15 protein-coding genes are annotated in these 25,590 nt (G+C 55.6%); 8 read left to right on the top strand and 7 right to left on the bottom strand.

The window, feature by feature from the left end:
* The first annotated feature begins 296 nt into the window (after positions 1-296).
* Complete coding sequence (locus tag HG15A2_RS23615; protein WP_145063845.1) at positions 297-2,468, top strand: sigma-70 family RNA polymerase sigma factor; 2,172 nt, start codon at positions 297-299, stop codon at positions 2,466-2,468.
* A gap of 1,175 nt (positions 2,469-3,643) precedes the next feature.
* A complete protein-coding gene (locus tag HG15A2_RS23610) occupies positions 3,644-5,134 on the top strand; it encodes a S8 family serine peptidase (protein WP_218932205.1) in 1,491 nt (496 codons plus the stop codon).
* A 19-nt stretch (positions 5,135-5,153) separates the two neighbouring features.
* Here HG15A2_RS23610 and HG15A2_RS23605 read toward each other — a convergent pair whose 3' ends face one another.
* From HG15A2_RS23605 to HG15A2_RS23575, 7 genes are all read right to left on the bottom strand, one after another.
* Positions 5,154-6,449 carry a PQQ-binding-like beta-propeller repeat protein gene (locus tag HG15A2_RS23605; protein WP_145063842.1) on the bottom strand — a complete coding sequence of 432 codons (1,296 nt, stop codon included), beginning with the start codon at positions 6,447-6,449 and terminating at the stop codon, positions 5,154-5,156.
* A 336-nt stretch (positions 6,450-6,785) separates the two neighbouring features.
* Positions 6,786-8,216, bottom strand: a complete 1,431-nt coding sequence (locus HG15A2_RS23600; RefSeq protein WP_145063841.1) for an aldehyde dehydrogenase family protein — start codon at positions 8,214-8,216, stop codon at positions 6,786-6,788.
* A gap of 172 nt (positions 8,217-8,388) precedes the next feature.
* Positions 8,389-10,047: an acetolactate synthase large subunit gene (locus HG15A2_RS23595; protein WP_145063839.1), complete on the bottom strand. Its 1,659-nt coding sequence runs from the start codon at positions 10,045-10,047 to the stop codon at positions 8,389-8,391.
* A gap of 123 nt (positions 10,048-10,170) precedes the next feature.
* Positions 10,171-11,211 (bottom strand): helix-turn-helix domain-containing protein, encoded by a 1,041-nt coding sequence (locus HG15A2_RS23590; protein WP_145063838.1) that lies wholly within the window; start codon positions 11,209-11,211, stop codon positions 10,171-10,173.
* Positions 11,212-11,483: 272 nt separating this feature from the next.
* Entirely contained in the window at positions 11,484-12,398 is a 915-nt protein-coding gene (locus HG15A2_RS23585; protein ID WP_145063837.1) for a hypothetical protein, read from the bottom strand.
* Positions 12,399-12,834: 436 nt separating this feature from the next.
* Positions 12,835-13,584, bottom strand: coding sequence for a heavy-metal-associated domain-containing protein (locus HG15A2_RS23580; protein ID WP_218932204.1), 750 nt, complete (start codon positions 13,582-13,584; stop codon positions 12,835-12,837).
* 201 nt (positions 13,585-13,785) lie between these two features.
* Positions 13,786-17,235, bottom strand: a complete 3,450-nt coding sequence (locus HG15A2_RS23575) for a DEAD/DEAH box helicase (protein ID WP_145063834.1) — start codon at positions 17,233-17,235, stop codon at positions 13,786-13,788.
* A gap of 487 nt (positions 17,236-17,722) precedes the next feature.
* Between HG15A2_RS23575 and carB the strand changes: the two genes are divergently transcribed.
* The 6 genes from carB (at position 17,723) to HG15A2_RS23545 (ending at position 25,524) form a co-directional block, all read left to right on the top strand.
* On the top strand, positions 17,723-21,067 hold the full coding sequence (gene carB / locus HG15A2_RS23570; RefSeq protein ID WP_145063833.1) for a carbamoyl-phosphate synthase large subunit: 3,345 nt from the start codon (positions 17,723-17,725) through the stop codon (positions 21,065-21,067).
* A 618-nt stretch (positions 21,068-21,685) separates the two neighbouring features.
* On the top strand, positions 21,686-22,066 hold the full coding sequence (locus HG15A2_RS23565) for a hypothetical protein (RefSeq protein ID WP_145063832.1): 381 nt from the start codon (positions 21,686-21,688) through the stop codon (positions 22,064-22,066).
* Positions 22,067-22,458: 392 nt separating this feature from the next.
* A complete protein-coding gene (locus tag HG15A2_RS23560; RefSeq protein WP_145063831.1) occupies positions 22,459-22,686 on the top strand; it encodes a hypothetical protein in 228 nt (75 codons plus the stop codon).
* A 458-nt stretch (positions 22,687-23,144) separates the two neighbouring features.
* A complete protein-coding gene (locus HG15A2_RS23555; protein WP_145063830.1) occupies positions 23,145-24,266 on the top strand; it encodes a KpsF/GutQ family sugar-phosphate isomerase in 1,122 nt (373 codons plus the stop codon).
* Between the two features lie 175 nt (positions 24,267-24,441).
* On the top strand, positions 24,442-24,963 hold the full coding sequence (locus HG15A2_RS23550) for a KdsC family phosphatase (protein WP_145063828.1): 522 nt from the start codon (positions 24,442-24,444) through the stop codon (positions 24,961-24,963).
* Positions 24,964-25,002: 39 nt separating this feature from the next.
* Positions 25,003-25,524, top strand: a complete 522-nt coding sequence (locus HG15A2_RS23545; protein WP_218932203.1) for a hypothetical protein — start codon at positions 25,003-25,005, stop codon at positions 25,522-25,524.
* Positions 25,525-25,590: the final 66 nt, after the last annotated feature.

Genomic DNA, 25,590 nt, shown 5'->3' with positions numbered 1-25,590 from the left:
TCACCGCGAGCAACCTTCGCTGATCTGCCCATGTCTTTCTACGTTTTCCCTGGTGCGCTTCGTGCTGCTCACGCACCCCACTTGCTACTTTTGACGGGATTCACAGGATGAACAGGATTGCTACGTGAGGCGCAAGAATCCTGTTCATCCAGTTAATCCTGTCCAATGTTTTGTTGCTGTTTTTGCCTTCTCGTAGAGAATTCGCGGGCCCGGTTCCTCTCTGGTGACTCTATCTTAGTAGAAGCTCTCTTTCAGCTGGAAACGCCACGGCGACCAAGGTCGTCGGCTAACTCCCAATGTACGATCTCCTCACCGACACGACACCGGCCACCACACCAATCGCCGCCACTGATGGTGAGCGGCTGATGCGATTCGTGCGCCACTCGGACGAGGCTGCGTTCACAGAGGTGGTTGAAGCGCACTCGACGATGGTGTGGGCCGTCTGCTGGCACATTCTCCGGCAGCGGCAAGATACCGAAGATGCCTTTCAGGCGACGTTCCTCATTCTTGCCCGCAAGGCGCACACGATCAAAGCCAATGATTCAGCTGCGGCTTGGTTGTATCGAGTGGCATTTCGCACAGCCTTGCGACTCAAGAACCAACGCGGCCGGCGGCGCGAGGAATCCCTGCCCGCCGACTTGTCGCTTAGCAGCCAATCTCTAAGCACCGACGATCAACTGGCTGCGGTTACTAACGCCGAGCAAAGTTCGGCGCTCCTCGAAGAACTCCACGCGCTGCCCCCGCGATACCAGAGGCCGCTGGTGCTGCATTACTTGGAAGAGAAATCCCGCGCAGCCGTGGCTGAGGAACTCGGCTGCACGACCTCGGCGATCAAAGGCCGCCTGGCGAGAGGTCGCAGCATGTTGCGCAGCCGGTTGGCCCGGCGTGGTACTGCGCTATCGGCGGCGATGGCCGCCACAACCACGGCTTTTAGCGCTTCAGCGGTAGCGTTACCAGTAACTTTACCGGCAGGGACCGCCGGGCTCGCTCTGGGTTTTCGTGCAAAACTCTTAACTCCTGATGGCGGTACGATTGCCGCTGGACTCGCTAATAAAGGACTTGCTGCCATGACTGTTGCAACACTGATGAAACCTGCCGCCGGGGTGCTTACTTTGGTGCTGGTGGCGGCGCTGCTGACGAGTGTGAATGCGGAGGAAGAGCCTGGCCCAGCGACTTCCAACGGCACCGAATCTAAGCAAACTTCCGCTAGCGTCGCGGTAGATTCGTTGGCGGCGGTAGATGAGCCGGTGGCGCGAGAGGAGATTGATGTGGACGTGCCAATCAAAATATATCGGCCAGCGACGAATAAGTCCGTGGAGATCAATCCTGGGATGAATCAACCAATCCCGGCGGACCCACCAAAAGAGTATCCTCTACCTCAGCCAACGCGGCCGTCCGCCATACTTCCGCCGAGCGACCCTGCTCAACCAATCTATGCCACTCCATCTAGGCCCGTCGCAGCGGTTCAATACGCAGATGTCCCGGCTGCACCTACCAAGTATGAAGTGCCAGCGGGTGGGAAGAAGCAGTTAGACCTGGAGCGACAGTACTGGGATATGAAGGCGGAAGCTTCGGACCATCGATTGATTGCCCTCACGAATAATCGCAAGTTTTTAGCATCAAAAGAGGAGAAATATAAGAAGCTTGCCGAGCAAGCATCGGCGTTTGCTGACGTATGTATACACCAAGCGGAGATGCATCTGGCTCAATCAAAGCGAGTAGAACTGGAAGCCCGCATTGAGCAGTTGGAGCGATTTGAGAAGATGCCGACGCGTCCGTCACGAACGTATGTTGATCCGCCACAGAATAAAGATCCATCAATTTCTCAACTATGGCCGCAAGCTGCCTTGCCACGACTACCGGTCGATCCGCCACGAACGCAAGCACCGGAGAAACTGGATCACGAATGGATTAGATTTGCTCCAGGGGACCAATTCACTGTTTCTGTCAATACACAAGGCATCGGCGGATCCGATATCACATTGACTGTCGATGCGGATGGTAAGGTTCAGGTGGGTCCCAAATCCCATTGGGCGAAGATTGCGGGTCTAAGTATTTCAGATGCTGAGAAAAAGTTGTTCCCTAGCCTTCGAGGTTACCGAAACCTCTTTGACGCTAAGATGAGGATTTCGGAATTGCTCCGCGGTCGAGTGCTTTATCATTTTCCTGCGCAAGAAAGATCGGAAAAGAAACTCAAAGAGTCCGCGAGAATCGCCCCGGGCGATACGATTCACCTCGACGTCACCGGCGCATTCCCTGACCGGCCTCTCACCGGTAACTTCACCGTTGAATCGATGGGCACCGTTGCACTCGGCGCGACGTATGGACGGGTAGAGGTGGACGGCATGGACGTTCTCGAAGCAGAAGCTGCAATCAAGAAAAAGTTAAGCACAATCCTGAAGGAAGTCGAAGTGCAAGTCACGCGACTATCTCCGCAACCAGCTCCACCGAGTCGATACGGACCGTAAGCCCCTCATCGTGTCGATGCCGTGGTAGCGTTGCCAACCGGAAAGGCATGGCATTGGGACAGTGTTGGCTAACAAGGGCGCTTCTCCTGCGCTATCCTCACTGAGCAAGCTTCCGGCCGAGGCGTAGCTCGACGGCTACTTATGGCCGAAGGCCTTTCGTACCGTAGCCTAGGGCAACGCCCTAGGTATCGGAATCGCGTCGCAACGATTTGGCCGAAGGTCATATTCACCGGCGACGATGCTCCAACGCCTCTACGCTCCAACGCAACGAATCCACGAGTGAGTATGGCCTGTGGCCAAGTAGCTCGGCCTTCCAGGCTGAGTAGTGGGAGGCTGGCAATTCAAACCGTGATTGAGTTGCCAAGCGAGTTGGCAATTCTAGCGTCCTACCAATCATGCCGGAGGCACCGATCTACTTTCTGCAGATCGACTACCGTAGTCCTTCGATGAAGAAGTAAACGAACATACCGACGAAGCCACAAATGAGTGCGGGGTTTACCATGAGAGATCTCCCTTTCCGTGGGAATACAAGGTTGAGAAACATGCGACGTTGCGAGTAGTTTTCGCGACATCCACAAGGAGGCAATCATTGCTTCCCGTGAGTCCGTTCTTACGCTGTCGGTTCCGGACGACTGCGTGAGATTACTTACTATGCGAATTCGATGCCAATCGTGCAGGCCGGGCATCTGGTTGCTTCGATTCATCGCGAAGAGGTCAACTAACAGGCAAAAACAGGCAATTCTATTCGTTACGAAACTCCGCAACTGTGCCGTAGTCTGTGCAATAAATACAGTCGTGTTAAACATTTTACACAGCGGCAAACTTCAGTCTTAATGGCAAGATTTCCCGGATTGTCCCGATAATATGTACTCAGGGTCCGCCGCTTCGGCACCAATCGCTCATTCTGCGGGAAATCGTCAGAGTCGAAAAGCTGGCTGAATCCTCCTCTGGCGACTATCCTAGAGGTATCTAACAGCCCATCCGGTCTGGAACACCCGGCTTGCCCTCGTCAGACGGCATGATTGGCAGTTTGGCCCAGGTGGGCAACTTCTCACAAAGCATCAAACAACGGCACGAGTCTAATGACCCGGACACTATCGCTATCTTTCTCTACCCGTCGCGGGGGCGCTTTGCGCACATCCTGCCTCGCCGCCGCTTTACTGGCGTGCTTTTCCATGAGCTTCGTGCCAACGGCCGATGCAACCTATCGCGATCTGATCGGATTCCCCGAATTAGAAGCCCAGTTAGGGGCCTCTATCCCCACAGGAGCGGGTATCGAAGTTCAACAGGCGGAAGCCCCCGCCACCAACGGTGGCTATCGCCCCGACGACGCGAACAGTGATTTCACGACTCCTCCTAAGACGATCACCAACGTAACGCTCCTCACTAGTGGCACCGGGGCCAATGCCAATGTCTCAGGCCATGCCACGAATGTCGCTCGCAACTTCTATGGGAACAACACTTCGATCAGTCCGGATGTCAATCAGATCGGTGTGTTTCACTCAGAGGATTGGATGGCCGGCGGCATGTTGAATACTGGGGTCATGAGTGCTGGGAACCATGTGTTACCCGAAACCACGTCGGCGCGAGTCTCGAACCACAGTTGGGTGGGGCTGCGACTCAACGATACGAATTACGATGCGGCTGAAACGTTGGAGGTACTCCAGCGTACGGATTTCGTGGTCGAAGAAGACGACCTTCTCGTTGTCGCAGGAGTCACGCCTTTCCCCTCAAATGGCAATATCAATGCTGATCGACCTTTGTTGAAGTATGCCTTCAACGAGATCTCGGTTGGTCTCACCAGCGGAGCAAGTTTTCCAGGGACGCGGAATCTCAGTGGCATTTACGTGGCCGGTAGAACTGGGCCAGACATTGTGGCCCCTGGGTTTGTTCCAGACAATAGCTTTGCGGCAAGCAGTTTCGCCACACCGATGGTTTCGGCCTCGGTCGCCTTGCTGCTAGAGACGGGCCAAGACGGCTCGCTTTCCAATGGGATGATCACCAATCGCACACGAGTCATCAATCACGCAGAAACTTCCGAAGTCATCAAAGCAGTCCTCATGGCAGGTGCCGACCGTAAGATTGACAACGCTCGCGGGGACGACCTGACGGATTACGTCGTGGATACGACAAACAATCTCGATATCCAGTACGGCGCGGGACAAGTAAACATCTTCAATAGCTACAACATTCTTGCTGGTGGTGAACAAGATAGCGCCGAAGACGGCGGAGCTCTGCCGATAAGTGATCGCGGTTGGGACTACGACGATAGCTTTGGCGGTTCGGGTGGTTCCAACAGCACGGGGACCTACAGATTCACCGCAGGGAATGATGACAATAAGATCCAATCCACGCTCGTCTGGAACGCCGATATCGGTATCAGCGGCGCAACAATCACGGCCGACGTAGAGGACTTCAATCTCGAGCTCTTTGATGTCACGATTTCTACAATGGTCGATTCGTCCACGAGTGTGATTCACAACACAGAGAACATCTCGTTCGACGGACTCGAAGCTGGGCATCTCTACGAACTGCGCGTCAGCTCTGCGTCCCTAGCCGATTGGGATTACGCTCTCGCTTGGCAAATCACCGGAGTACCCGAGCCAAGCACCGCGCTACTCGCCGCTTGCGGCTTAGCGGCTATTTCTATCCGTCGACGTCGCTAATTTGCACTACGAAACGGCATTACCGCCAGCGGTAGACGACCAACTCGTCGAGAGCCCGCACGTAGATTTCATCGCCCACAACCGCTAAATGTGCCCAGCTACTGGCGTCCGTCAGGTGCCGCTCATCGAGTAGTTCGAATCGCTCTGGATTGGCACGGATAAGTCGCAGGTCGCCCGTTTCATCGAGCGCGAGCAATTTATCGCGATGAGCAACGAGGGACCAATATCGACCAAACGGTTTGGTGCGCCATTTCTCTTCGCCCGTTGCCAGGTCGAGGCATGTGAAGCGGCGATTCTTCAGGTGTAAGTAGAGGTGATCGTTCACCACCACCGGCGAAGACATATATGCCTGAGCCTTCGACTGCCATTGCTCATTGATCGTATAGGATCCATTTTCTACGCTAACTTTCCACAATTGCGAGCGGCCGCTGTGTGCGCTGGTAAACAGGTAAGCATCCCCCCAAACTGTTGGCGTGAGAATGTTCATTCCTTGAAAGGCTTGGATTTTCTGCGACCACAGCACTTCTCCATCAGCGATGTTGATGCCCAGGAGCTCCTTTCGCATTTGAACCACGAGTTGCCTTTGGCCGGCCAGGGTGGCTATCACCGGTGACGAGAAGGCAGAGTTCATGGCTCCTGGGTCAATCGCGCTCCTCCACAAAACTTCGCCCGTAAGTTTATCAAGTTTGATGAACGACTCGGCAGCTTGGACGTAAACATACGCGCCGTCGACTAGCGGTGAGGAGGCGAAACCAAACGCTGGCAGGGGCGTACCGTACTTGCTAACAAAGTCGACTCGCCAGTGTTCCTGACTTGTTGTGGCGTCAAGACATACTAGTACATCGCGCATTCCAGCGATGTAAAGACGATCAGTTTGCGGGTCGTAGGCCGGCGTCGCGCGTATCCAGTTTCCATTGGCGATTGCAAAGATCGGCACCTGCATAGCCCCGTCCCAACTTTGCTGCCAGATTTTCTCGCCCGTCTTACTATCCAGAGCAAAAGTGACTTCCTGCTTACCATCTCTGGTTTCTGTAGTGAAAACACGGTCCCCCGTTACGATCGGGCCAGAATAGCTCGGTGCGAACGGAACTCGCCACTTTTCGACGAGCGTGGTTTCGCTCAATGAATCCGGCCACGCGGCGTCCTTTGCATACGCTTTCCCATCTCGCGAGGGACCGCGCCACTGTGTCCACTGGTGTGGCTGCTGGGTCTTTGCACTGTTCGGCTCGGGCTTCGCTAGAAGGATGCCCGAGCCTAACATTGGGGCCATCACAACGACAAAAGCTAAGAGAATACCTGCGATTGTATTTTTCATGGGCCGTCAACCGTTTTAAAGTGTTCCTGTTAACCGGCTATTCTGAGAACTCATAAGCAGAATAGCCATCGGCTGTAGGGATGCTCTCCGTGGCATTCAGCACCATACGCCTTAGTGCAAGCACGGCGCGTAGTAGTGCTCGTGAATTTCGTCTCGCACTCGCGGGTCGAGTCGTAAGCACTTTGTCAATTCACGCAGACAATATGCTTGCGTAGGGGGAATCTACTTGAAAGGTTCTTTTCGAAATTCGCACCAAGAAGAGCGATCTTCAACGAACAAGAATACCTACTAAAACTCCGTGCCCTCTGTGGTTCAATAATAGAAGCGAAGTCATGCTCAACCTTTCCCTTCACGAATCACCAGTAACCTTAGTTCCGTCATGTCCTCAATCGCGTAGCGAATCCCCTCGCGTCCCAGTCCGCTGTCTTTCACGCCGCCGTAGGGCATGTTATCGACGCGCCAGCTGGGCACGTCGCCAATCACGACGCCACCGACTTCCAATTCGTCCCACGCTTTGAGCATTTTGTACAGGTCACGCGTGAACACGCCCGCTTGCAGGCCGAACGTGCTATCGTTCGCTTCGCGCAGGGCATCGTCGAACTGGCTGAACTTCGCCAGCACAGCCACGGGGCCGAAGGCTTCCTCGGTACAAATCGGCTGATCGTCGGGAACGTTCTCTAGCAGCGTCGCTTCGACCATCGCGCCTTCACGACCACCACCACACAGCAGCTTGCCGCCAGCTTCCACGGCTGAGTCGATCCAGTTCTTTAGTCGTTCGCCGTCGCCCTCGGAAATCACCGGGCCGATGAACGTGTCTTCCTTCTTGGGATCGCCCATCTTGAGCTCGCGAGTTTTCTCGACCAGCAAATCGCGGAACGCATCGTAGACGTTCTCATGAATGAGAATTCGCTGCACACCAATGCAGCTTTGCCCTGATTGGTAAAACGCACCGACAACCATCCGTGAAGCGGCGTCTTCCAGGTCGGCATCTTCATCGACAATGCAGGCCGCGTTGCCGCCCAGTTCCAGGATGACCGGCTTCTTGCCCGCCTTGGCTTTCAGTTCCCAGCCTACTTCGGGCGAGCCGGTAAAGCTCAGTAACTTGAGCCGCTCGTCGGTCGTAAACAGGTCAGCCGCGTCGCGCGTGCAGGGCAGGATGGAGAATGCACCCGCCGGCAGATCCGTCTCCGCCAGCACTTCGCCGATCATCAGCGCCCCGATCGGTGTACGGCTGGCCGGCTTCAACACAAATGGGCAGCCGGCGGCAATTGCGGGGGCGATCTTATGGGCGGCCAAATTCAGTGGAAAGTTAAACGGCGAAATGAACGAGCAGGGACCAATTGGCACGCGCTTATCCATCCCACGGTAGCCTTTCGCACGGGCGGAAATCTCCAGATTGAGCACCTCGCCTCCGATCCGCACGGCCTCTTCTGCCGCGATTCGGAAGGTGTCAATCAGCCGGGTGACTTCGCCCTTGGCATCTTTGATTGGTTTGCCCGCTTCGATGCAGAGGGCATCGGCAAATTCGTCGAAGCGTTCTTCAAACTGCTCCACGCACTGGTAGAGAATTGCCTGCCGCGTGTAGGGTGGTAGCCGGCGCATGGGCTCGGTAGCTTCCACCGTTGCGGCAATGGCTTTGTCGATGGTCGCACTATCAGCAAGTGCCACCCGCGTGGCGACTTTGCCGGTGTATTTGTCGGTAACCTCCAAGTCCGCATTCGGCTGCTGCGGCTTGTTGGCGAGGTAGTAGGGATATTGGTCGTTCATGGGAAAGCTCTTGTAGGGTCCGCTGTGCGGACCAATGATTGATTTGCCAAGTTATGCGTGGGTGTGTCGAGTGGAGCGAGGGGTACACCGTGAACAGGGTTTCGGTACGCCTCGCTCCACTCGACAGTACCTTACGATGTTGGTCCGCACAGCGGACTCTACCTCTGCGCGTTTAAAGCTCCGCACTCCGGCGCGGTATTTCCTCGTTGAGTATTTTCACGTTTTCGCTGTAATCTACCGGCACATCAAGTACATGAACACCGCCGGCGGCTTGGGCTTTCTCCACGGTGGGAATGAACGCGTCAGCAGATTCGATGCGGTGGCCCGTCGCCCCGTAGCTTTCGGCGTACTTCACGAAGTCGGGGTTATCAAAGTCGAGGCCATAGTCGGCGAAGCCTTCGTGCTTCTGCTTCCACTTGATCATGCCATAGGCGTTGTCACGCAGGATGACTATTACGAGGTCGAGCTTTAGCCGTACTGCCGTTTCCAGTTCCGCGGAGTTCATCATGAACCCCCCATCACCGCAAAGGGCCATGACCGGACGATCGGGGTGCACCATGCGCGCGGCCATTGCTGAGGGAAGTCCGGCACCCATCGTAGCCAGGGCGTTGTCCAAAAGTACCGTATTCGAGAAGTGCCCCGGGTAGTTCCGCGCGAACCATAACTTGTAGATACCATTATCAAGCGCAATGATCCCGCGTTCAAACATGACCTTGCGAACATCAGCGACGAGTCGCTGTGGCAGGATTGGAAAGCGTGGGTCTTCCGCTCCTTCGAGAAGTTGCTCGTCGAGAGCCGCTTTCACCTTTTCGAAGAAACTAAAATCCCAGTTGCTTATTTCAAGTGGTTCCTTCTCGGCCAGTTTCTCTCCGATTTGCCACACGCTATTGGCAATATCGCCTATCACTTCCACCTGGGGGAAGTACACTGGGTCGACCTCGGCACTCGTAAAATTGATATGAATGACGGTTCGCCCGCCCGGCTTCATAAAAAACGGCGGCTTCTCGACGACATCATGTCCAACGTTGATGATCGCGTCGGCGTAGTCGATTGCCCGGTGCACGAAGTCGTTATCGCTGAGCGCCGCATTGCCGAGGCAGCGGGGGCTGGTCTCATCGAGTACACCTTTGCCCATTTGCGTGGTCACAAACGGGATATTTGTCTCCTCGACAAACCTTCGCAGCATACGGCAGGTGAGCTTGCGATTCGCACCCGCTCCGACCAGGAGCAGCGGATGCTTAGCCGCAGCAATTACCTCGGCCGCTTTGCGAATGGCCTTGTCATCGGCAACCGGACGACGACTGAAGCTTGGCTCTATGACGGGCGCATCGGTGGTCTCTTGGGCGATATCTTCGGGCAATTCCAGGTGCGTCGCCCCGGGGCGTTCCTCCTGGGCGAGTCGAAACGCCTCCCGCACGCGTGCGGGAATCATGTCCGCACTTTCAATCTGCTTGGCAAACTTCGTGAGCGGCTGCATCGTATCGACGATGTCCACGATCTGAAATTGCCCCTGCTTGCTGGTCTTAATCGGCTTTTGCCCGGTGATCATCACCATGGGCATTGCGCCAAGGTTCGCGTAGGCGGCCGACGTGACTAGATTTGTCGCCCCAGGTCCGAGCGTCGAGAGACACACGCCCGCCTTACCGGTGAGCCGCCCATAGGTCGCCGCCATGAATCCGGCCGCCTGTTCGTGCCGCGTCAATACGAGCTTAATCGGGCTGTCCGAAAGTGACTCGAGCATGTCGAGGTTCTCCTCGCCGGGGATGCCGAAGATGTATTCGACGCCTTCATTTTCGAGGGCGCGGATGAATAGGTCGGAAGCTTTAGTCATTTCTCTTGCTTTTAATTTCTAACCACGAAGGACACAAAGAGCGCAAAGACTTGCATTTGGACCTTTGTGCTCTTTGTGACCTTCGTGGTTTAATAGTTTCGGTGGAATTGTCTCGTTGGAGAGCTACTCAAACAGCATTAGTTGCTCGGCAGTTTCTTGCGACTCTTGCCAGTCGGTTGGTGGCAGCGTGCGCTCGTGTGCATCGAGCGCCAGTTCGAGGCGGGGAGCAATCGGGCTGGGCCAGCCGTTGAGGCGACGGTCCACCAGCGCCGGTGGCGCGGCGAACTGCTCGGCCAGTTGGTTGCACAAATGTTGCCGCATGGCCACCGGCGCCAACCAACCGTGCTGGTCGATCAACGCAGTGTAAGTCGTCTCGGCCGCTTTGTGCAATGCGCCGGCCGGCAGCAGCATGGCGAGAGCAAACCTCTGCGCATTGCTCGGATCGACGGAACCCACCTGCAGTGCAATCGGGGCGTAGGCTTGCGCCAACAGCAATCGGTAGGCACTCATCGAGTGACTATCGGCAATCGTGCGATCCGCCCACAGCGTGACCGAGGGCTCGTCATCCGCACTTGTTTCGCAAGTCACGCAGGCTTGTACACTGTAGCGGGGCACCAACCCAGCCACAATTTCTAGATGCACTCCATTACGTTCCAGTGCGGCTTCCACATCGACTGGCGTAGGCAGTCGCGCGGTGAGGTGCCTCGCTTGCCATTCAATGGAGAGATCAGTGAGCGGCGCGATAGATTCGTCGGAGTTCCAGGAAAGAGCTTCGTCTACTTCCAAGATCTCGGCTAGTTCACACTGGGCCACTTCGTCCAGCTCGCTTGCTCCTGGTGTCAGTATCCACGATTGCAAGCGGGCTCGACGACTCACCTCCACGTCAGGCAGGTCGTCGCATTCATCTGGGAGGCTCCACGCTTTGGGCGGTTCGGGAAAGACCTCCGCGCCGTCCTTGCCAGCAGCAGAAACCATTAGCTCAGCAGTCACGCCCAGCACGGCGGCTGTTCGGTCGAGCAATTTCTGCTCGCGCCACGGCTTGCGCCGCCCCGATTCGATGGCCGAGACGGTCGAAGCGCGTTGATCCACCAACTGAGCAAAAGTCCGCAGCCCGAGGCCCGCCTCAATTCGCAACTCCCGCAGCGTTGTGCCAAAGGCATTCATGGATGACTATTCTAAGGCGCTTTTCGCCCGTCGAATAGCAGTGCACGTCTTGCACATTGCGTCCACGTTTCCTAATAGTCAAATAGCCGCGGTCCAACGGGCCGCCGGGGGGGGAATTGCTCGCTCGCGATGTTATTAGCTGTTCACCGGCAAGCCGTTGGCTCGCGGCTAGGGAGCATTCGCAGGTGCCGATCTACTAATTCAGCGACAAAAATCCCCACCCTATCGGCGATAGGGTGGGCGTGAGGTTGGCTGTTGCAGCAACGACTGAACTATTCAGTCTCAACTTCTGCGGAAGTATCGGCTTCGAGGCCAAGCCCAGAATTCTTGCCGTCTTGCATGGCTTTGGCCGAAGCATTGGCGTCTGATCCGACCCACAGCTGTTGCCCGTTCATGCGAATGAACTGGCGACCTTGGTTGTCGCTCTGCAACCGGAACACACGCTGGCCGTCACGCATGTACATATCGTTGCTATTATGGCTACCACCACGATAGGCGGCTGAGTAGCTACCATCGCCATTGGGGCGTTGGAAGTTTTGCTCGTCGAACTTTTGCCATTCGCCATCGCGTTGGTACATCCAATTGCCTTTAGGCGAGTAGTACCACCACTCACCATTATGCTGGATCTTTCTCCAACGGGCATTGCGATCGGCCTGCGCGTTGAAATTAGCATCGGCCTGTACCTGGGCTGGGATATTCGGCGTATTGGCTTGTGCGAAGCCCGAGCCATTTATACCCTGTTGACCGCCGTATTGCCGGCCGTTGTAGTTCTGGCCCTGGAACTGCTGGCCACGGTATTGACCATCGAACTGGCCACCGGCTTGGATGCCATTCCGGTTGAAGCTGCCCTGGTCTTGTAGTTGACCTTGTCCTTGCAAGCGACCCTGCTGGCCAGGCACGGCGTTGCGCAAGTTCTGTGCACCTTGACGGGTGCGTTGCGCCGCCTCCCCGGTGAGGTCGCGAGCACCCTGGCCAAGATTGCGTGCCCCTTGTTGAACACGCTGGGCTGCGTTGCCAACTCCTTCAGCGGCACGTTGCACTCCCTGGCCGGCTCGTTGAGCCGCATTACCTGCGTTGGCACCAGCGCCAGCATTCCCGCCGACATTCAAATCGACCTGAGCCGCTGCAGGGGCTGCCAGCCAGAGGCCCATCGCCGCCATCATCATAGTTTGGGTTAATGTTTTCATCGTATTCTGTCTCCTAATAAAATTTTGTTCCGATTGCTCAGAACGGGTTACTCGCCAGTCGGTTCTTCTACGCTCACAATTTAGTGAGCTTCAGCGAAGTTCAACTACAACGGACGTCTGATGCTTAGCCGAGCATCGCACCGTTTGGCAAAGCAAGGTAATGCTCACTTTCCCAGCCACGAGCAACGTAAGTTTCCAAGTCTCTGTCACAATACGGCTTGGCCGTACTGATCAACTTCAAGTGCAGTTCTCGTGCCGCTGAGGATGCCTGCTAGCAAAATGTACCTATCCGCTCAATCAACTGGCAAAAAGCCATAGAGCACGTATACAGGTGTGGTCAATCTATGACCAAGTAGAGCGGAATGAAGCCAGGTTGCGGCTAGTGAAACGCCCTCAGTGACAGAACAGGTGGGACGTTATCCTGCGAGTAGCACCGTCACATGACAAGTTGCCAGAGCATCAGCGCCGCCATTAAAGCCATCGAGACATCCTCCACGATCGTGACGGTCGTCATTGGCAGGTCGAATACTGTGCCCAGGCAGGCACATTGAATCTGCTGGTTTTTCATAACGGCTTGCACGACGCCGATCGTGCTGAGCGCCATCACCACGAGCGTCGCGATGTTCGTCGCTAGGGGGTTCCATTGCAACAGATACGCGATCCCCAGTCCGAGCTCGATGAAGGGGTAGAGAAATCCGTAGTTGTAGACTCGCTTGGCTAACACATCGTAAGTCGAATACGCCTCGGCGAAGCCCGTCAAGTCGAGCAGTTTGAAGAATGAGAACGCCACAAAGAACAGCCCCATAAAGCGGCTCATCAGGTAGCTGGTCGTCCAGTCGTCGGCGGAGAATCCCGTTAGCAAGGTTCCACCTAAGCAGTACCCGACGATCAATAGCAACGGTTTGTAAGTCGCTAGCCACGACTTCTTCGCCGCTTGCGGCTTAGCCGCGCCGACATCAGAGTCCCCACCAGCTGCGATTTTCTCCGTGAGCGTATAATCTCCCGCACTACTGACCGCTTGGCGAAGCGATTCCAGATCAATTTCCCCTGAACTTTCAATCGTCGCGGACTCTTCCGGCTGAGAGACTGAGGCACGCTGCACCGCGTCGAGGTGTTCCAGGGCATTCTTGATCTTCTGCTCGCAGGCACCACAGTGCATGCCGCGAATTGTGTAGGTGGTTCTCATGGTGGGCTCTCCTCTTTCCATTCTACGCACAGATAGTCAGGAATGTTTGCGCGCTACTAATCGACTTCGCCAATAGCCGCGGCCCAACGGGCTGCCTGAGAATTGCTCAGACGGTACGCCTACCGTCACGTTCCGGCGAGCAGTTGGCTCGCGGCTAATATTTGGGAGCACGATTTGTTGTGCAAGGCAGATGAAGTACACTTAGCTCAGCAACAACTGCAAATCCTCAGCCGACATTTCTTGCAGCAAGCTTTCGTTGCCGGCGATCAGGGCGTCGGCCAATTCTCGTTTTTGCTTCTGTAGTTCGAGAATCTTTTCTTCAACGGTATCCTTAGCGATAAGTCGGTAAGCGAACACGTTGCGGGTTTGGCCTATGCGGTGCGCCCGATCGATAGCTTGGGCTTCGACCGCTGGGTTCCACCAGGGATCAAGTACGAACACGTAATCGGCCGCCGTGAGATTCAAGCCGGTGCCACCAGCCTTGAGGCTGATCAAGAAGACGGGGCAGTCGGGATCATTCTGGAAGTGATCGACCTTTTCTTGCCGCTTACTCGTTTTGCCGTCGAGGTATTCATAGACAATGCCTTGCTTGTCTAGGCGATCGCGCACAATGGCCAACATGGAAGTGAACTGCGAGAACACCAGCGCCTTGTGCCCGCCAGCGATCACATCTTCGAGTTGTTCGGAGAGCAGGTCGAGTTTGGCACTCGACTTGCCAGTGAGCTTCTTGTCGATCAACCCTGGGTGGCAGGCCGCTTGGCGGAGTCGCAGCAGCGCCTCCAAGACGTGCATCTTCGACTTGTTCATGCCATCGTTATCAACGCGCTTGAGTAGCGAATCGCGATAATGCTTGCGAAGTTCGTTGTAGCGCTTGCGATCGGCTGGCAACAGTTTGCACGGGAGACTTTGTTCTTGCTTGGCGGGTAAGTCCTTGAGGACTTCTTCCTTGGTGCGACGTAACAGAAACGGGGAAATCGCCCGCCGGAGCATCGCCAGAGATTCTTGTTGGGCTTGTTCGTCGTCCTGCTTTCCGCTTCGAGCAAAGTTGCGAAACGCAGAACTCCGGCCCAGCATTCCCGGATTGAGGAACTCGAATTGCGACCACAGTTCCCCCAGATGGTTTTCGATGGGGGTGCCGGTCAGCGCGAGGCGATGACTGGCTTTGAGTAATCGACAGGCTTTGGCCGCTTGCGATTTGTCGTTCTTGATCGCTTGCGATTCGTCGAGGATGGCGTAGTCCAATTCCCGCTGGCTGAGATCTTCGATGTCGCGACGCAGCGTCCCGTAGGTCGTGATGATCATGTCCGCCTCGTCGAATTGATCGACCAAACTGCTACGATCTGTGCCTACATACTCAAGAACTACCAGACGAGGGGCAAACTTCTTCGCTTCTGCCACCCAATTGCCGGCGACGCTTTTCGGCGCGACCACTAACGAGGGAAGTCGTTTCTCCCCCTTCTTCAGACGTCGTGTGCGACGACTTTGCAGCAGTGCGAGCACCTGGATCGTCTTACCGAGGCCCATGTCGTCTGCCAAGCAACCGCCCAGGTTGAAATCTTGCAAGAACTTCAGCCAACCGAGGCCATCGCATTGATAGTCGCGCAATTCGCCCTGGAACCCGCGCGGAGCATCCCTTGGTTCCACGCCGGCAAATGAGGCGAGCTTCTTGCGAAAATCACGAAATTGGCGGTCCAACTGAACATTCAATTCGTCCTGTCGGTCGGACAGCAGAGCGTCCAGTAATAGCGCCTGCGACGGGCGAAAGCGGAGTTTCTCCTCATGGACCTCAGCCAAATCGGCCAATGGGGCGAACTTTTCCAGCCACTCCTCGGGTAGCAGGCCGCGTGAGCCATCGCTCAGCTCGACGTATCCGTCGTTGCTCTTAGCGGCAGCGAGCAGTGCTGGAAGCGACGCACTCACTTCGCCAAAGTCGAGGTCACTTTCCAAATCGAACCAATCGACCCCACTTACGACGTTGATATTGAACGCGCCAGCCGTGCGGACCTTGGCCCCTTCGGCTTCGACTTGCCAACCACGCTCGGTCAATTCGCGGACAATCTCCGTGAAGCGGTTGCGCGGAAGTCGGATATTCTCCTCGTGCCCGTATTTCCGCTGGCCGGCATAGTAGCGGTCTTGGTAGTCTTCCAAGCCTAGGTCAGCCGCCTCCTTGAGCAACGCTGTTTCGGCCTTGTAGTCGCGTAGGACGACTTCGCTTTCCTCGGAAGCGACCACATGTCGCGTGTCGCCCTTAGGAAACTGAGTTTCCTCGTAGGCAAAGCCGAGCATGCCCTGCAGAAACCGCTGTTTGCTATAGCCGCGTTCGTCTGCGGCATTGATTTTCAAGTAACCACGCGGCAGGACCTGCTTCTGCTGAGGTTGCAGGCCTTTCGGCCAAACCACCTCGGGTGGGTTACGCGTGGCCCACAACTCGGCAAGCAAGGTTTGGCGATCTTTGTGGGGGATATCTACCGAACTATTTGCCCGCAGCAGTTGCAACCAACGAGCGTCGAATTCGCCATCGAACCGGGCAACGTGATCTTCAAAAATCGCCACCCCGCTTGTCAGTAGCAGCACGGGCTGGCTCAGTGGAGTGGTGACTTCTTTGCTTTGTTTTCCTTTTCCTCGTTTCTGAGCATTGTCGCTGGCGGTGCGGAACAACTCGCCGACCAGCTGCCAGCGTTTTCGTTGCTTCACGTCGTTCACACGAACTCGCATTTGCCACGCCGGTCCCTCGTCCCAGGTAAGAGGTTGTGCGTCTTCCGCCTCCTGCTGCTCGCCAAGAAACCAACCGAAACGCCCTGTGGCGCACAGCTTTGGTAGCAGCAATTCGTGATGCTCGGGGGTGAGCTCGAATTTGACGACCTCTTCGTGGTAACGCTCACTGAGAGGAGCGCGATAATCGGTGTGCCAAGAGTTGCCGGTATACGTTCCCAGTGCCAACGACAGCACCTCTTGGTCGGCAGCTTCCATACTCTTGATCTGTGTACGATTCAGCTTGAACTGTTTTGACTTACCCCACTCGCCGTTCTTCTTCTTTTCTTGCTGGTAGAGTAACACGCAGGGAGCACGAGCAATAAAGCTGGCCGCGATGTCCAACACGTAAAGCACTTGGCGCTGACGCGAGCTTTGCGGCCTGGAGGGATTGATCCCCACTGTTGAACTGCCGCTACCTAAAGCTGCCAATTGTTGGTGCCAAGTGGCATTGTTCGATGGGGTCCTCGAATTCTTCGACACTTTGCCGTCGGCCATCTGAGAAATCAGCAGCGGTACATCTTCCTCGTATTCGAGCCAGCTATCTTCCTGGTCGTATTCATTTTCGTCGTCGTACTCATGGAGGAGCACCAGTTGGCCGGCTGCTGGGGACGGATCGGCAATTCCCTGATCGTCAGTTTCCAGCAGGGTTGCCCAAATATGCTTGCAAAAGTTTCCCCCTTCATAATGAGGGCAACTACACCGGGCGAAAACATTGTCGCGGGGGTTGGACCAATCGATATCAACCTCGTAGCGCAAGCGTCCACTTCCTCGGACGGTTGCTTCCACATCCACCCCAGTTGAGTCATCGAGGGAGACTTTCCCAGAGTTGTAGTAGGATTGTCCCTTTTTCTTCACCGCTGCAGAGAAATGTTTGGCAAGGCACGACGCGAGTGACATGAGAGGGGCTTCCGTGACCGAATGAGATAATGTAGCGGAGCTGTGGGGGGCTCGCCCCTATTCTGGACGCAATTCCCCAGCGCGCGAAGAGAAGCTCTCTCATCAGGTACGAAAATCCCACCAGGAGAGTTCCCTGTTTCCAGCGACTCTTGCGATTACGCAAGCTTCCATTGCGTTTGAGCCGCCATCCTCCTTCCCACCCCAATAGCCATGACCTAACAGGACGCCGGAGAATTGCTCAAATGCTCCGTCTACCGTTGCGCACCGCGAGCCGTAGGCTCGCGGCTATTTCGGCTTAGGGCTAGCACTTAGGCGGGCCGCCGGTTGAAGGCTTCCCCCGGGGCGTGATACGCTGGAGCGATTTTAGTTTTAGAATCAAAGCTCTCAGAAGGGCTCGAGGGATCGGTCCACGGCAGGGGACTGCCCGGCTCACACCCACCCTTCTTCCCACCTAACACCCTTTCCTTAATCCCTCTCCACCTAAATCATGCCCCGTCGCGACGATATTCACCGCATCTTGCTCATTGGTTCTGGCCCCATTGTTATCGGGCAAGCGTGCGAGTTCGATTACTCTGGCACTCAGGCCTGTAAAGCGCTGCGCGAGGAGGGATACGAGGTCGTGCTCGTCAACTCCAACCCGGCCACGATTATGACCGATCCGGCCACGGCCGATCGAACGTATATCGAGCCGCTCACTTGGCAAATCGTCGAGAAGGTGATCGCAGCTGAAAAACCTGATGCACTACTACCGACACTTGGCGGGCAGACGGGGCTCAACGTGGCGATGGATTTGGTCGCCAACGGCGTGCTTGAGAAGTACGGCGTCGAGTTGATCGGTGCTGATGCCGACGTGATCGACAAAGCTGAGAATCGCGAACGCTTTAAGCAGGCGATGGCGAAGCTTGGGCTGGGAACTTGCCGCGGCAAAACCGTCAGCAGTATTGAAGAAGCACGCGAGTGGGTCGAAGTGATCGGCACACCTGCGGTCGTGCGTCCCAGTTTCACGATGGGCGGTAGCGGTTCAGCGATTGCTTACAATCGACATGAGTTCGACGAGTTGGTCTTGCGAGGTCTCGACCAATCGCCCACCACGCAGGTACTCATCGAAGAGTCGATCATCGGCTGGAAAGAGTACGAGATGGAGGTCATGCGCGACGTGGACGATAACGTCGTCATTATCTGCGCCATCGAAAATTTCGACCCCATGGGCGTACACACGGGCGATTCGATTACCGTAGCCCCGGCGCAGACTCTCACCGACAAAGAATACCAACGCATGCGAGACGCGAGCCTAGCGGTGATCCGCGAGATCGGCGTGGAGACCGGCGGCTCGAACATTCAGTTCGCCACGAACCCAGACGATGGCCGCATGATTGTCATCGAGATGAATCCGCGGGTGAGTCGCTCCAGCGCGTTGGCGTCCAAGGCCACGGGCTTCCCAATCGCCAAGATTGCCGCGAAATTGGCCGTAGGTTATCGGTTGCACGAGTTGCCCAACGACATCACGCGTGAAACTCAGGCATGCTTCGAGCCGTCGATTGATTACGTGGTCACCAAGGCTCCGCGATTCGCCTTTGAGAAGTTTCCCGAGGCCGACGACACGCTCATGACGCAGATGAAAAGCGTCGGCGAGACGATGGCCATTGGCAGCACGTTTAAGGAATCGTTCCAGAAAGCGTTGCGTGGGATGGAAGTTGGAGCTGCCGGTTTCGGCTGCGACGGCAAAGATCTGTGGGGCACCGATGAGCAGCCCAGTCGTGACGACATTGTCGCCAAGCTCGCACGACCTTGCCCAGAGCGGGTCTGGCACATTCGCTATGCGATGAAAGACGGCATGACGGTCGACGAGATTTTCGAGCTCACAAAGATCGACCCCTGGTTTCTCGATAATCTGCTTGAAATCGTGGAGATGGAAGAGAAGCTGCGCGGCATAGCCTCTGGCGAAGTTTCTGGAAAAGGGCCAGACAGCAGCGGGTGGAAGGAACTCGATCGCGAAGTCTTGCGCACCGCCAAACGATTCGGCTTCTCCGATCGTCAAATCGCTACGATCTTCGGCATCGAAGAGCTAGACGTGCGTGGCAGACGACTCGATCAAAACATCTGTGCGGTTTACAAATCGGTCGATACCTGCGCTGCAGAGTTCGAAGCGTACACGCCGTATTTCTACTCGACGTACGAAACCGAAGACGAAGTGCCCGGCAAGCAGGCAAGATTTGAGTCACGAGTAGCTGCCTACCAAAGCCAACAGCCAACAGCCAATAGCCAAGAGCCGATCCCAAAAACCATCATGATTCTTGGTGGCGGCCCCAACCGGATTGGGCAGGGCATCGAGTTCGATTACTGCTGCTGCCATGCAAGCTACGCGCTACGAGAGTTGGGCATCGAGTCGGTCATGGTGAACAGCAATCCAGAGACCGTCAGTACGGACTACGACACGTCCGACATGCTGTTCTTCGAGCCGCTAACGGTCGAAGATGTGCTAAACATCTGCGATCGTGTGGACCCGGACGGCGTGATCGTGCAGTTCGGCGGGCAAACGCCGTTGAATTTGGCTCGTGCGTTACAAGATGCTGGCGTGCCGATCATTGGCACCAGCGTGGATGCCATCGAAGCGGCCGAGGATCGCGAGAAGTTCCAGGCGATGCTCAAGCGTTTAGAATTGCAACAGCCGCCCGGCGGCATTGCACGTAACCTGAGTGAAGCTCGCGAGATCGCCAAAGAAATTGGCTATCCTCTACTCGTGAGACCAAGCTTTGTGCTCGGTGGCCGCGCCATGGAAATCTGCTACGACAACGCCCAACTTGAGAAGTTTGCCGCCGCCGCATTCGTCGCTGCTGAGGGGCAACCAGTACTGCTCGATTGCTTCCTCGAAGGCGCCACCGAAGTCGATGTCGATGCTATCTCCGACGGTACCACGGTTGTCGTGCCCGGTATTATGGAACACATCGAAGAGGCGGGCGTTCACTCGGGCGATTCGGCTTGTGCGATTCCGCCTTACAGTCTGCCCGGCCCGGTAGTGAAAGAGATACGTGCCGCTGCGGAAGCTCTCGCCCGCGATCTAAAAGTCGTAGGCTTGATGAACGTGCAATTCGCCGTGCGTGAGGAAGACAATAAGTACCAGATTTACATTATTGAAGTGAATCCTCGTGCGAGCCGCACGGTGCCTTTCGTTGCCAAAGCCACCGGCCTGCCAGCTGCCAAGGTTGCAGCGAAAGTCATGGCGGGCGTTTCGCTGATCGATCAAGGTTGCACCGAAGACCCCATCCCAGCGCACGTTTCCGTCAAGGAAGCCGTATTCCCGTTCATTAAGTTCGCCGGCGTAGACATTGTGCTCGGCCCGGAGATGCGCTCTACCGGCGAAGTCATGGGTATTAGCGAAGAGTTCAGCATGGCGTTCGCAAAAAGCCAACTAGCCGCAGGTACGGTGCTGCCAACGGAGGGAAATATCTTCGTGAGTGTTTCTGAAGGTGGCAAGAAAGCGATTGTCGATCTCGGTGCACGATTGCATAAGATGGGTTTCACTCTCTTGACCACTGAGGGCACGGGCAAAGTGTTAGAAGCCGCCGGCGTTCCCTCGCAGCGAGTGAAGAAAATTCGCGAAGGTCACCCCAACCTGTTGGACTTTCTCACAGACGGCCAGGTCGCCCTGGTGATGAATAGGCCCGGCGGCAAAGGCGCCCGCACCGACGAAGGACGCATCCGCGCCGCTGCTGTCCAAGCAAACGTGCCGTGCCTCACCACGATCGAAGCCGCCACTGCTGCGGTGCAAGCAATGGAAGTCCTCCGCGAGCGCGACATGCAAGTTGAGGCGCTGCAGGATCGGTTTGGATAGAGTCTTGCTAGGGTTTCTTTTCCAACCACGAATCTAGCGAATCGCTCGAATTTGGTTTGCTCAGCAAACTTCACTCGTGCGTTCACCATCAAACATTCGTGTAATTCGTTCGATTCTCTGAAATCGCGACTAAACCCTAGGAGTTCCATAACTCAGAAATTAGACTGGACGACACAGCGCGAAGTTTCGTTGACTATTGCCAACCTAGCTAAGAGCAATCACACCGTGTCAGACGAGTACGTGCCAATTGATCCAGTCGATGATGATGTGTTGCCCCCTTTTCGGCCCTACCTTTTCTTCTCGTCGGTCGCTGGGGTGGCTTTCGCGGTAACTTTGCTGAGCGCAATAGCGAAAAGAGGTTGGAATGTTCTATCCCTAGGAATCATTCCCTGGGAGGCACCGGAATTCGCAAAGTATATCGTTTTTGTAGTTGCCCTAGGAACAGTAGGATATTGTGTATTCTGGCGGTTGCGGGGATGCAACTTTGAATTCGAGCCCGGGCATTGGCTTCTGCTGTCTTCGACGCTGCCAGCTTTGTCTAGGCTTCTCTCAGCGCACGCGTTTGACTTCTTGTTTCGCACACCCGTTAAATACACAATCTTTGGGAACTACTTTCTAATGGCAAATGTGCTCGCGGTTACTTTTTGGTTTGCGTCTCGACAAATTGAAGCAACGCCAGCTTGGCGACGATTCTTCGCAATAATCTTGGCACTAGTAGCGCTGATACTCGCAATCTCATTGATTCTTTGGACTTATACTGTCCTCGCAGTATCAGCTGGAAATCCGGAAGTGCCGGCAATCTTTGCCGTCATTCCTGGCTATCTGATGGTTGGTCAGCTCTTTTCTAGCGTCCTTGCCGTGATCTCAGTGTTCGTAATTCTGATCTTAGGTATCCTGGCCATCCGCAGTGACTTCGATGGCTTCGAAACCCGGCATTGGACACACTGGGCAGGAGTCATTACTTGGCCACTGATCTTCATACTCCCGATGTTCACCTGATGCTTTGGACCATTCGCCAGCTAATAGCGGCTGAGGATCCAACTATCTCAATAGTATTATCGCCTGCCTTAGCTTTGCGCCGTCTGTTACAGCCTGCCGTCATTACTCTGCTGTCTCCGCGCCTCTGCGAGAGTCTACTTTCTTGCGAGAAGAGAAAATTTTTCATTGACTAGGTGATCTGGGTTTGTGCTAGCACACCACCACGCACACCCCATATCTTCGGGCTTGCAATCGGCAAAGCACAACGGTCAGTATCGCTTACTTGCGCGCGTTCGACAGGTGTTCACTGACTGCATTTGGTTTGAGTTTCGCGTGCGATGAAGTTTTTTCGATTGTGTTTCAAATCGCTGTTGACCCGTTTCTTTGGGTGCCATATCTTTCGGCCCACACGAGTGAATGAATCACTCACGCAGTACACGACTGGCAAGGAACGCCGACACAACGACGCGAAAAAAAGAATTGCAGAACTTTGCAAAGATTTTCCTCAAATCGCTCTCGTCACGCTCCTCACCTTTCGCTACTCTGCGACCCACACGAGACAAACCTTCTTCCTTCTTAAGAAGACACAACTAAAACAAGAGAACCACGTGGAAGGGCTGACCGGAATTATTTATACTTGATTCTTGCCAGCCATCGGGCGGCACGCGTGAGCACGGAAGCAAACGCCCCGCTTTGATACACTCCCCTCGACTGAGGAGCCCGACACAACTTCTCAGTCCGCCCCGCTACGCAGGCGATAAACGTGTGGCAGACGTATAACGCGTCCAATCGCTCCCGGAAAGGTAGCTACGTTCTTTGCCCCCCTGGAACGTAGGCTTTTTCGGGAGCATTTTTATGCGCTGTCCACTCTGGCACACCTCATTTCTCCCTAGCCACGTCGCAAGCCGTGGGGTTTCCGCGTTCCTGGTCTCATGCGCACCCCTCTCACACTGGTCAACCCGATGGCCTGCAACGGGGCTAGCTTTCTAGAGGAGTATTTTGAGCAGCGTTGTATCCTTCTTGTGCTACGTCGCGCCAGTGCGTATTGTTCGCGTCCCGCTATCCTACCGACCAATGCCATCAACCAAGGATTGGAACGATGAGCTACGACTCAGCCGCCCGCGCACGCACTTTTGCGCCATCTCGACAGAACGCTGTTGAGGATTCCCCCGTCACTGCACAAGAAACCATCGACCTCGGCAGGCAAGTCATTGCTTCCGAAGCGCGCGTATTGGTAAATATGCTGCCGCGATTGGACAACGCGTTTGCCACAGCCGTGGAGAAAATACGCACACTCGAAGGCAACCTGATCGTCAGCGGCATGGGCAAGGCGGGTTTGATTGGACAGAAGCTGACCGCCACATTTGCTTCAACCGGTACACGGGCGCACTACCTTCATCCGGCAGAAGCTTTCCACGGTGATTTAGGGCGTGTCACAGCGGGTGATGTCGTACTCGTGCTCTCCCAAAGCGGCGAGACGGGGGAAGTTTCTCAGATGCTTCCACCGTTGCGTTCGCTGGGCGCTTACTTAATAGCCATTACCGCCAGCGAAGCGAGCACCCTCGGCCGCGCGGCCGACTTAATTCTCCCGCTAGGAAAGATCGACGAAGCGTGCGCCATGGGCCTAGCTCCCAGCGCCAGCACTACAGCCATGTTGGCGCTCGGCGATGCGCTCGCCTTAGTCACTAGCCAACTTCGAGGCTTCGAGCCGGCAGACTTCGCCCGCTTTCACCCGGGTGGTGCCTTGGGCTTTAAGCTCAGCAGCGTAGAAGATCACATGCGTACGCTCGAAGAATGCCGTACTGCGGTAGACTCGCAAACCATTCGCGAAGTGCTGGTCACCGCCACTCGACCGGGCCGGCGCAGCGGTGCGATCATGCTTACCGATAGCACCGGCTGCTTGACGGGGCTGTTTACTGATAGCGATCTGGCACGACTTATCGAGCAACGGGACGAAACGGCACTCGACCAGCCAATTCAAACTCGCATGATCGCCTCGCCCACAACCATCACCGCCGGCCAGCCAATGAGTGCCGCGGTGAACATGCTGGCCGATCGCAAAATCAGCGAGCTGCCGGTCATCGACGAACAAGGTCGCCCCGTGGGGATGATCGATGTGACGGACATTGTGGGGCAATTGCCAAAAGCGGTAAAAGACAAGCCCCAAGAACAATTTCAGCACAACGGGCCCCCAACCGTGAAGATTTTCCCCGCAGGCTAGCCACAATGTCTTGAACCACAGAGAGCACAGAGGTACACGGAGGAAATCAGACAATGACATTCTCCGCTCAAAATATTGCCTCTAGTTGTCCTTGCCATCCGTCAACAACAAACCATTTCTACTTTCTCTGCGAACCTCTGTGACCTATGTGGTTCAAAGAGAATCTGAGCAACTTATGAACCTTGCTAAGCGTTGTCATCAAATCAAGTTGATTCTCACCGACGTCGATGGTGTGTTGACCGACGGTGGCGTGGTGCTCGACAACCAAGGGGTCGAGACCAAACGGTTCTCCATCCGCGACGGCCAAGGTATTCGTCTGTGGCAACAGGCGGGTGGGCGCGTGGGAATTGTCACCGGTCGTAGCTCACAAATCGTAAAGCTGCGAGCACGCGAACTCGATATCGAAATCCTCCGCCAGGGTGTCAAAGACAAACTACCGATGGTGGAAGCAATCGCCGAAGAGCAAGAAGTGACGCTCGACCAGATCGCCTACGTGGGCGACGACTTGCCGGACCTCGCACCCATCCAACGCGTAGGGCTAGGCGTAGCGGTTGGCGACGCCGCCGAAGAGCTGCGCACCGCTGCCGCCTACACCACCAGTGTACCCGGCGGAGCCGGCGCGCTGCGAGAACTCATCGAAGTGATACTTAAGAATACCGATCGCTGGGAATCAACCATCCGGCGCTATAGTGCTTAGCAATTAATTGGTCCGGTCCAAATTGAGAGTGAGCCGCAGATGAATACAGTGAAACGCAGACTTGCGATGCTCGCAGTGCTAGTCGTTGTGACGGCCGTCGGTGCTGCGATTTCGAAAGCCGCCGAGGAATTTACCATTGAGCAATACGATTCAATCAACTCAGGGAAGCGGTACCGCATTGAGCCGAACACAAATGCTGTCAACAAGTTTTCGTATCTGGTGCCTTCAGATGCTTACCGGCCAGTAGCCGGCGATACGATCGCAATGCAGTGGCAATTTCCGCAGACCGAGAAGTTCATGAAGTTGGGCTGCTTCGATCCGTCGCGACTATCGGGGTGGAATACCGCAGGCGACAAGCAGAGATTTCTCGTAGAGCCTTGTTTTCCGGATTCTCAGAAAGTCTTACCGGAATGCAAGCCTGCCCCTGCTTTGCGAATCGATAGCTCAATTCCAGCGCCAGCTGGTGACTCCATTGCAATGCAATGGCAGTTTCCTGAAACCACTGCGTTCATGCGTGACGAACAAGTCTTCGTATTCGGCGGTTTAGCGCTCTTACGCTAGGCAAACTCCACGGCGAGCAAGCTCGTCGGCTAACGTCTCTCTTCAATTCTCCAATCTAAAATCTTC

Source organism: Adhaeretor mobilis, assembly GCF_007741515.1.
In the GTDB taxonomy this organism is placed as follows: domain Bacteria; phylum Planctomycetota; class Planctomycetia; order Pirellulales; family Lacipirellulaceae; genus Adhaeretor; species Adhaeretor mobilis.
This window is presented reverse-complemented; position numbering and strand designations above follow the sequence as displayed.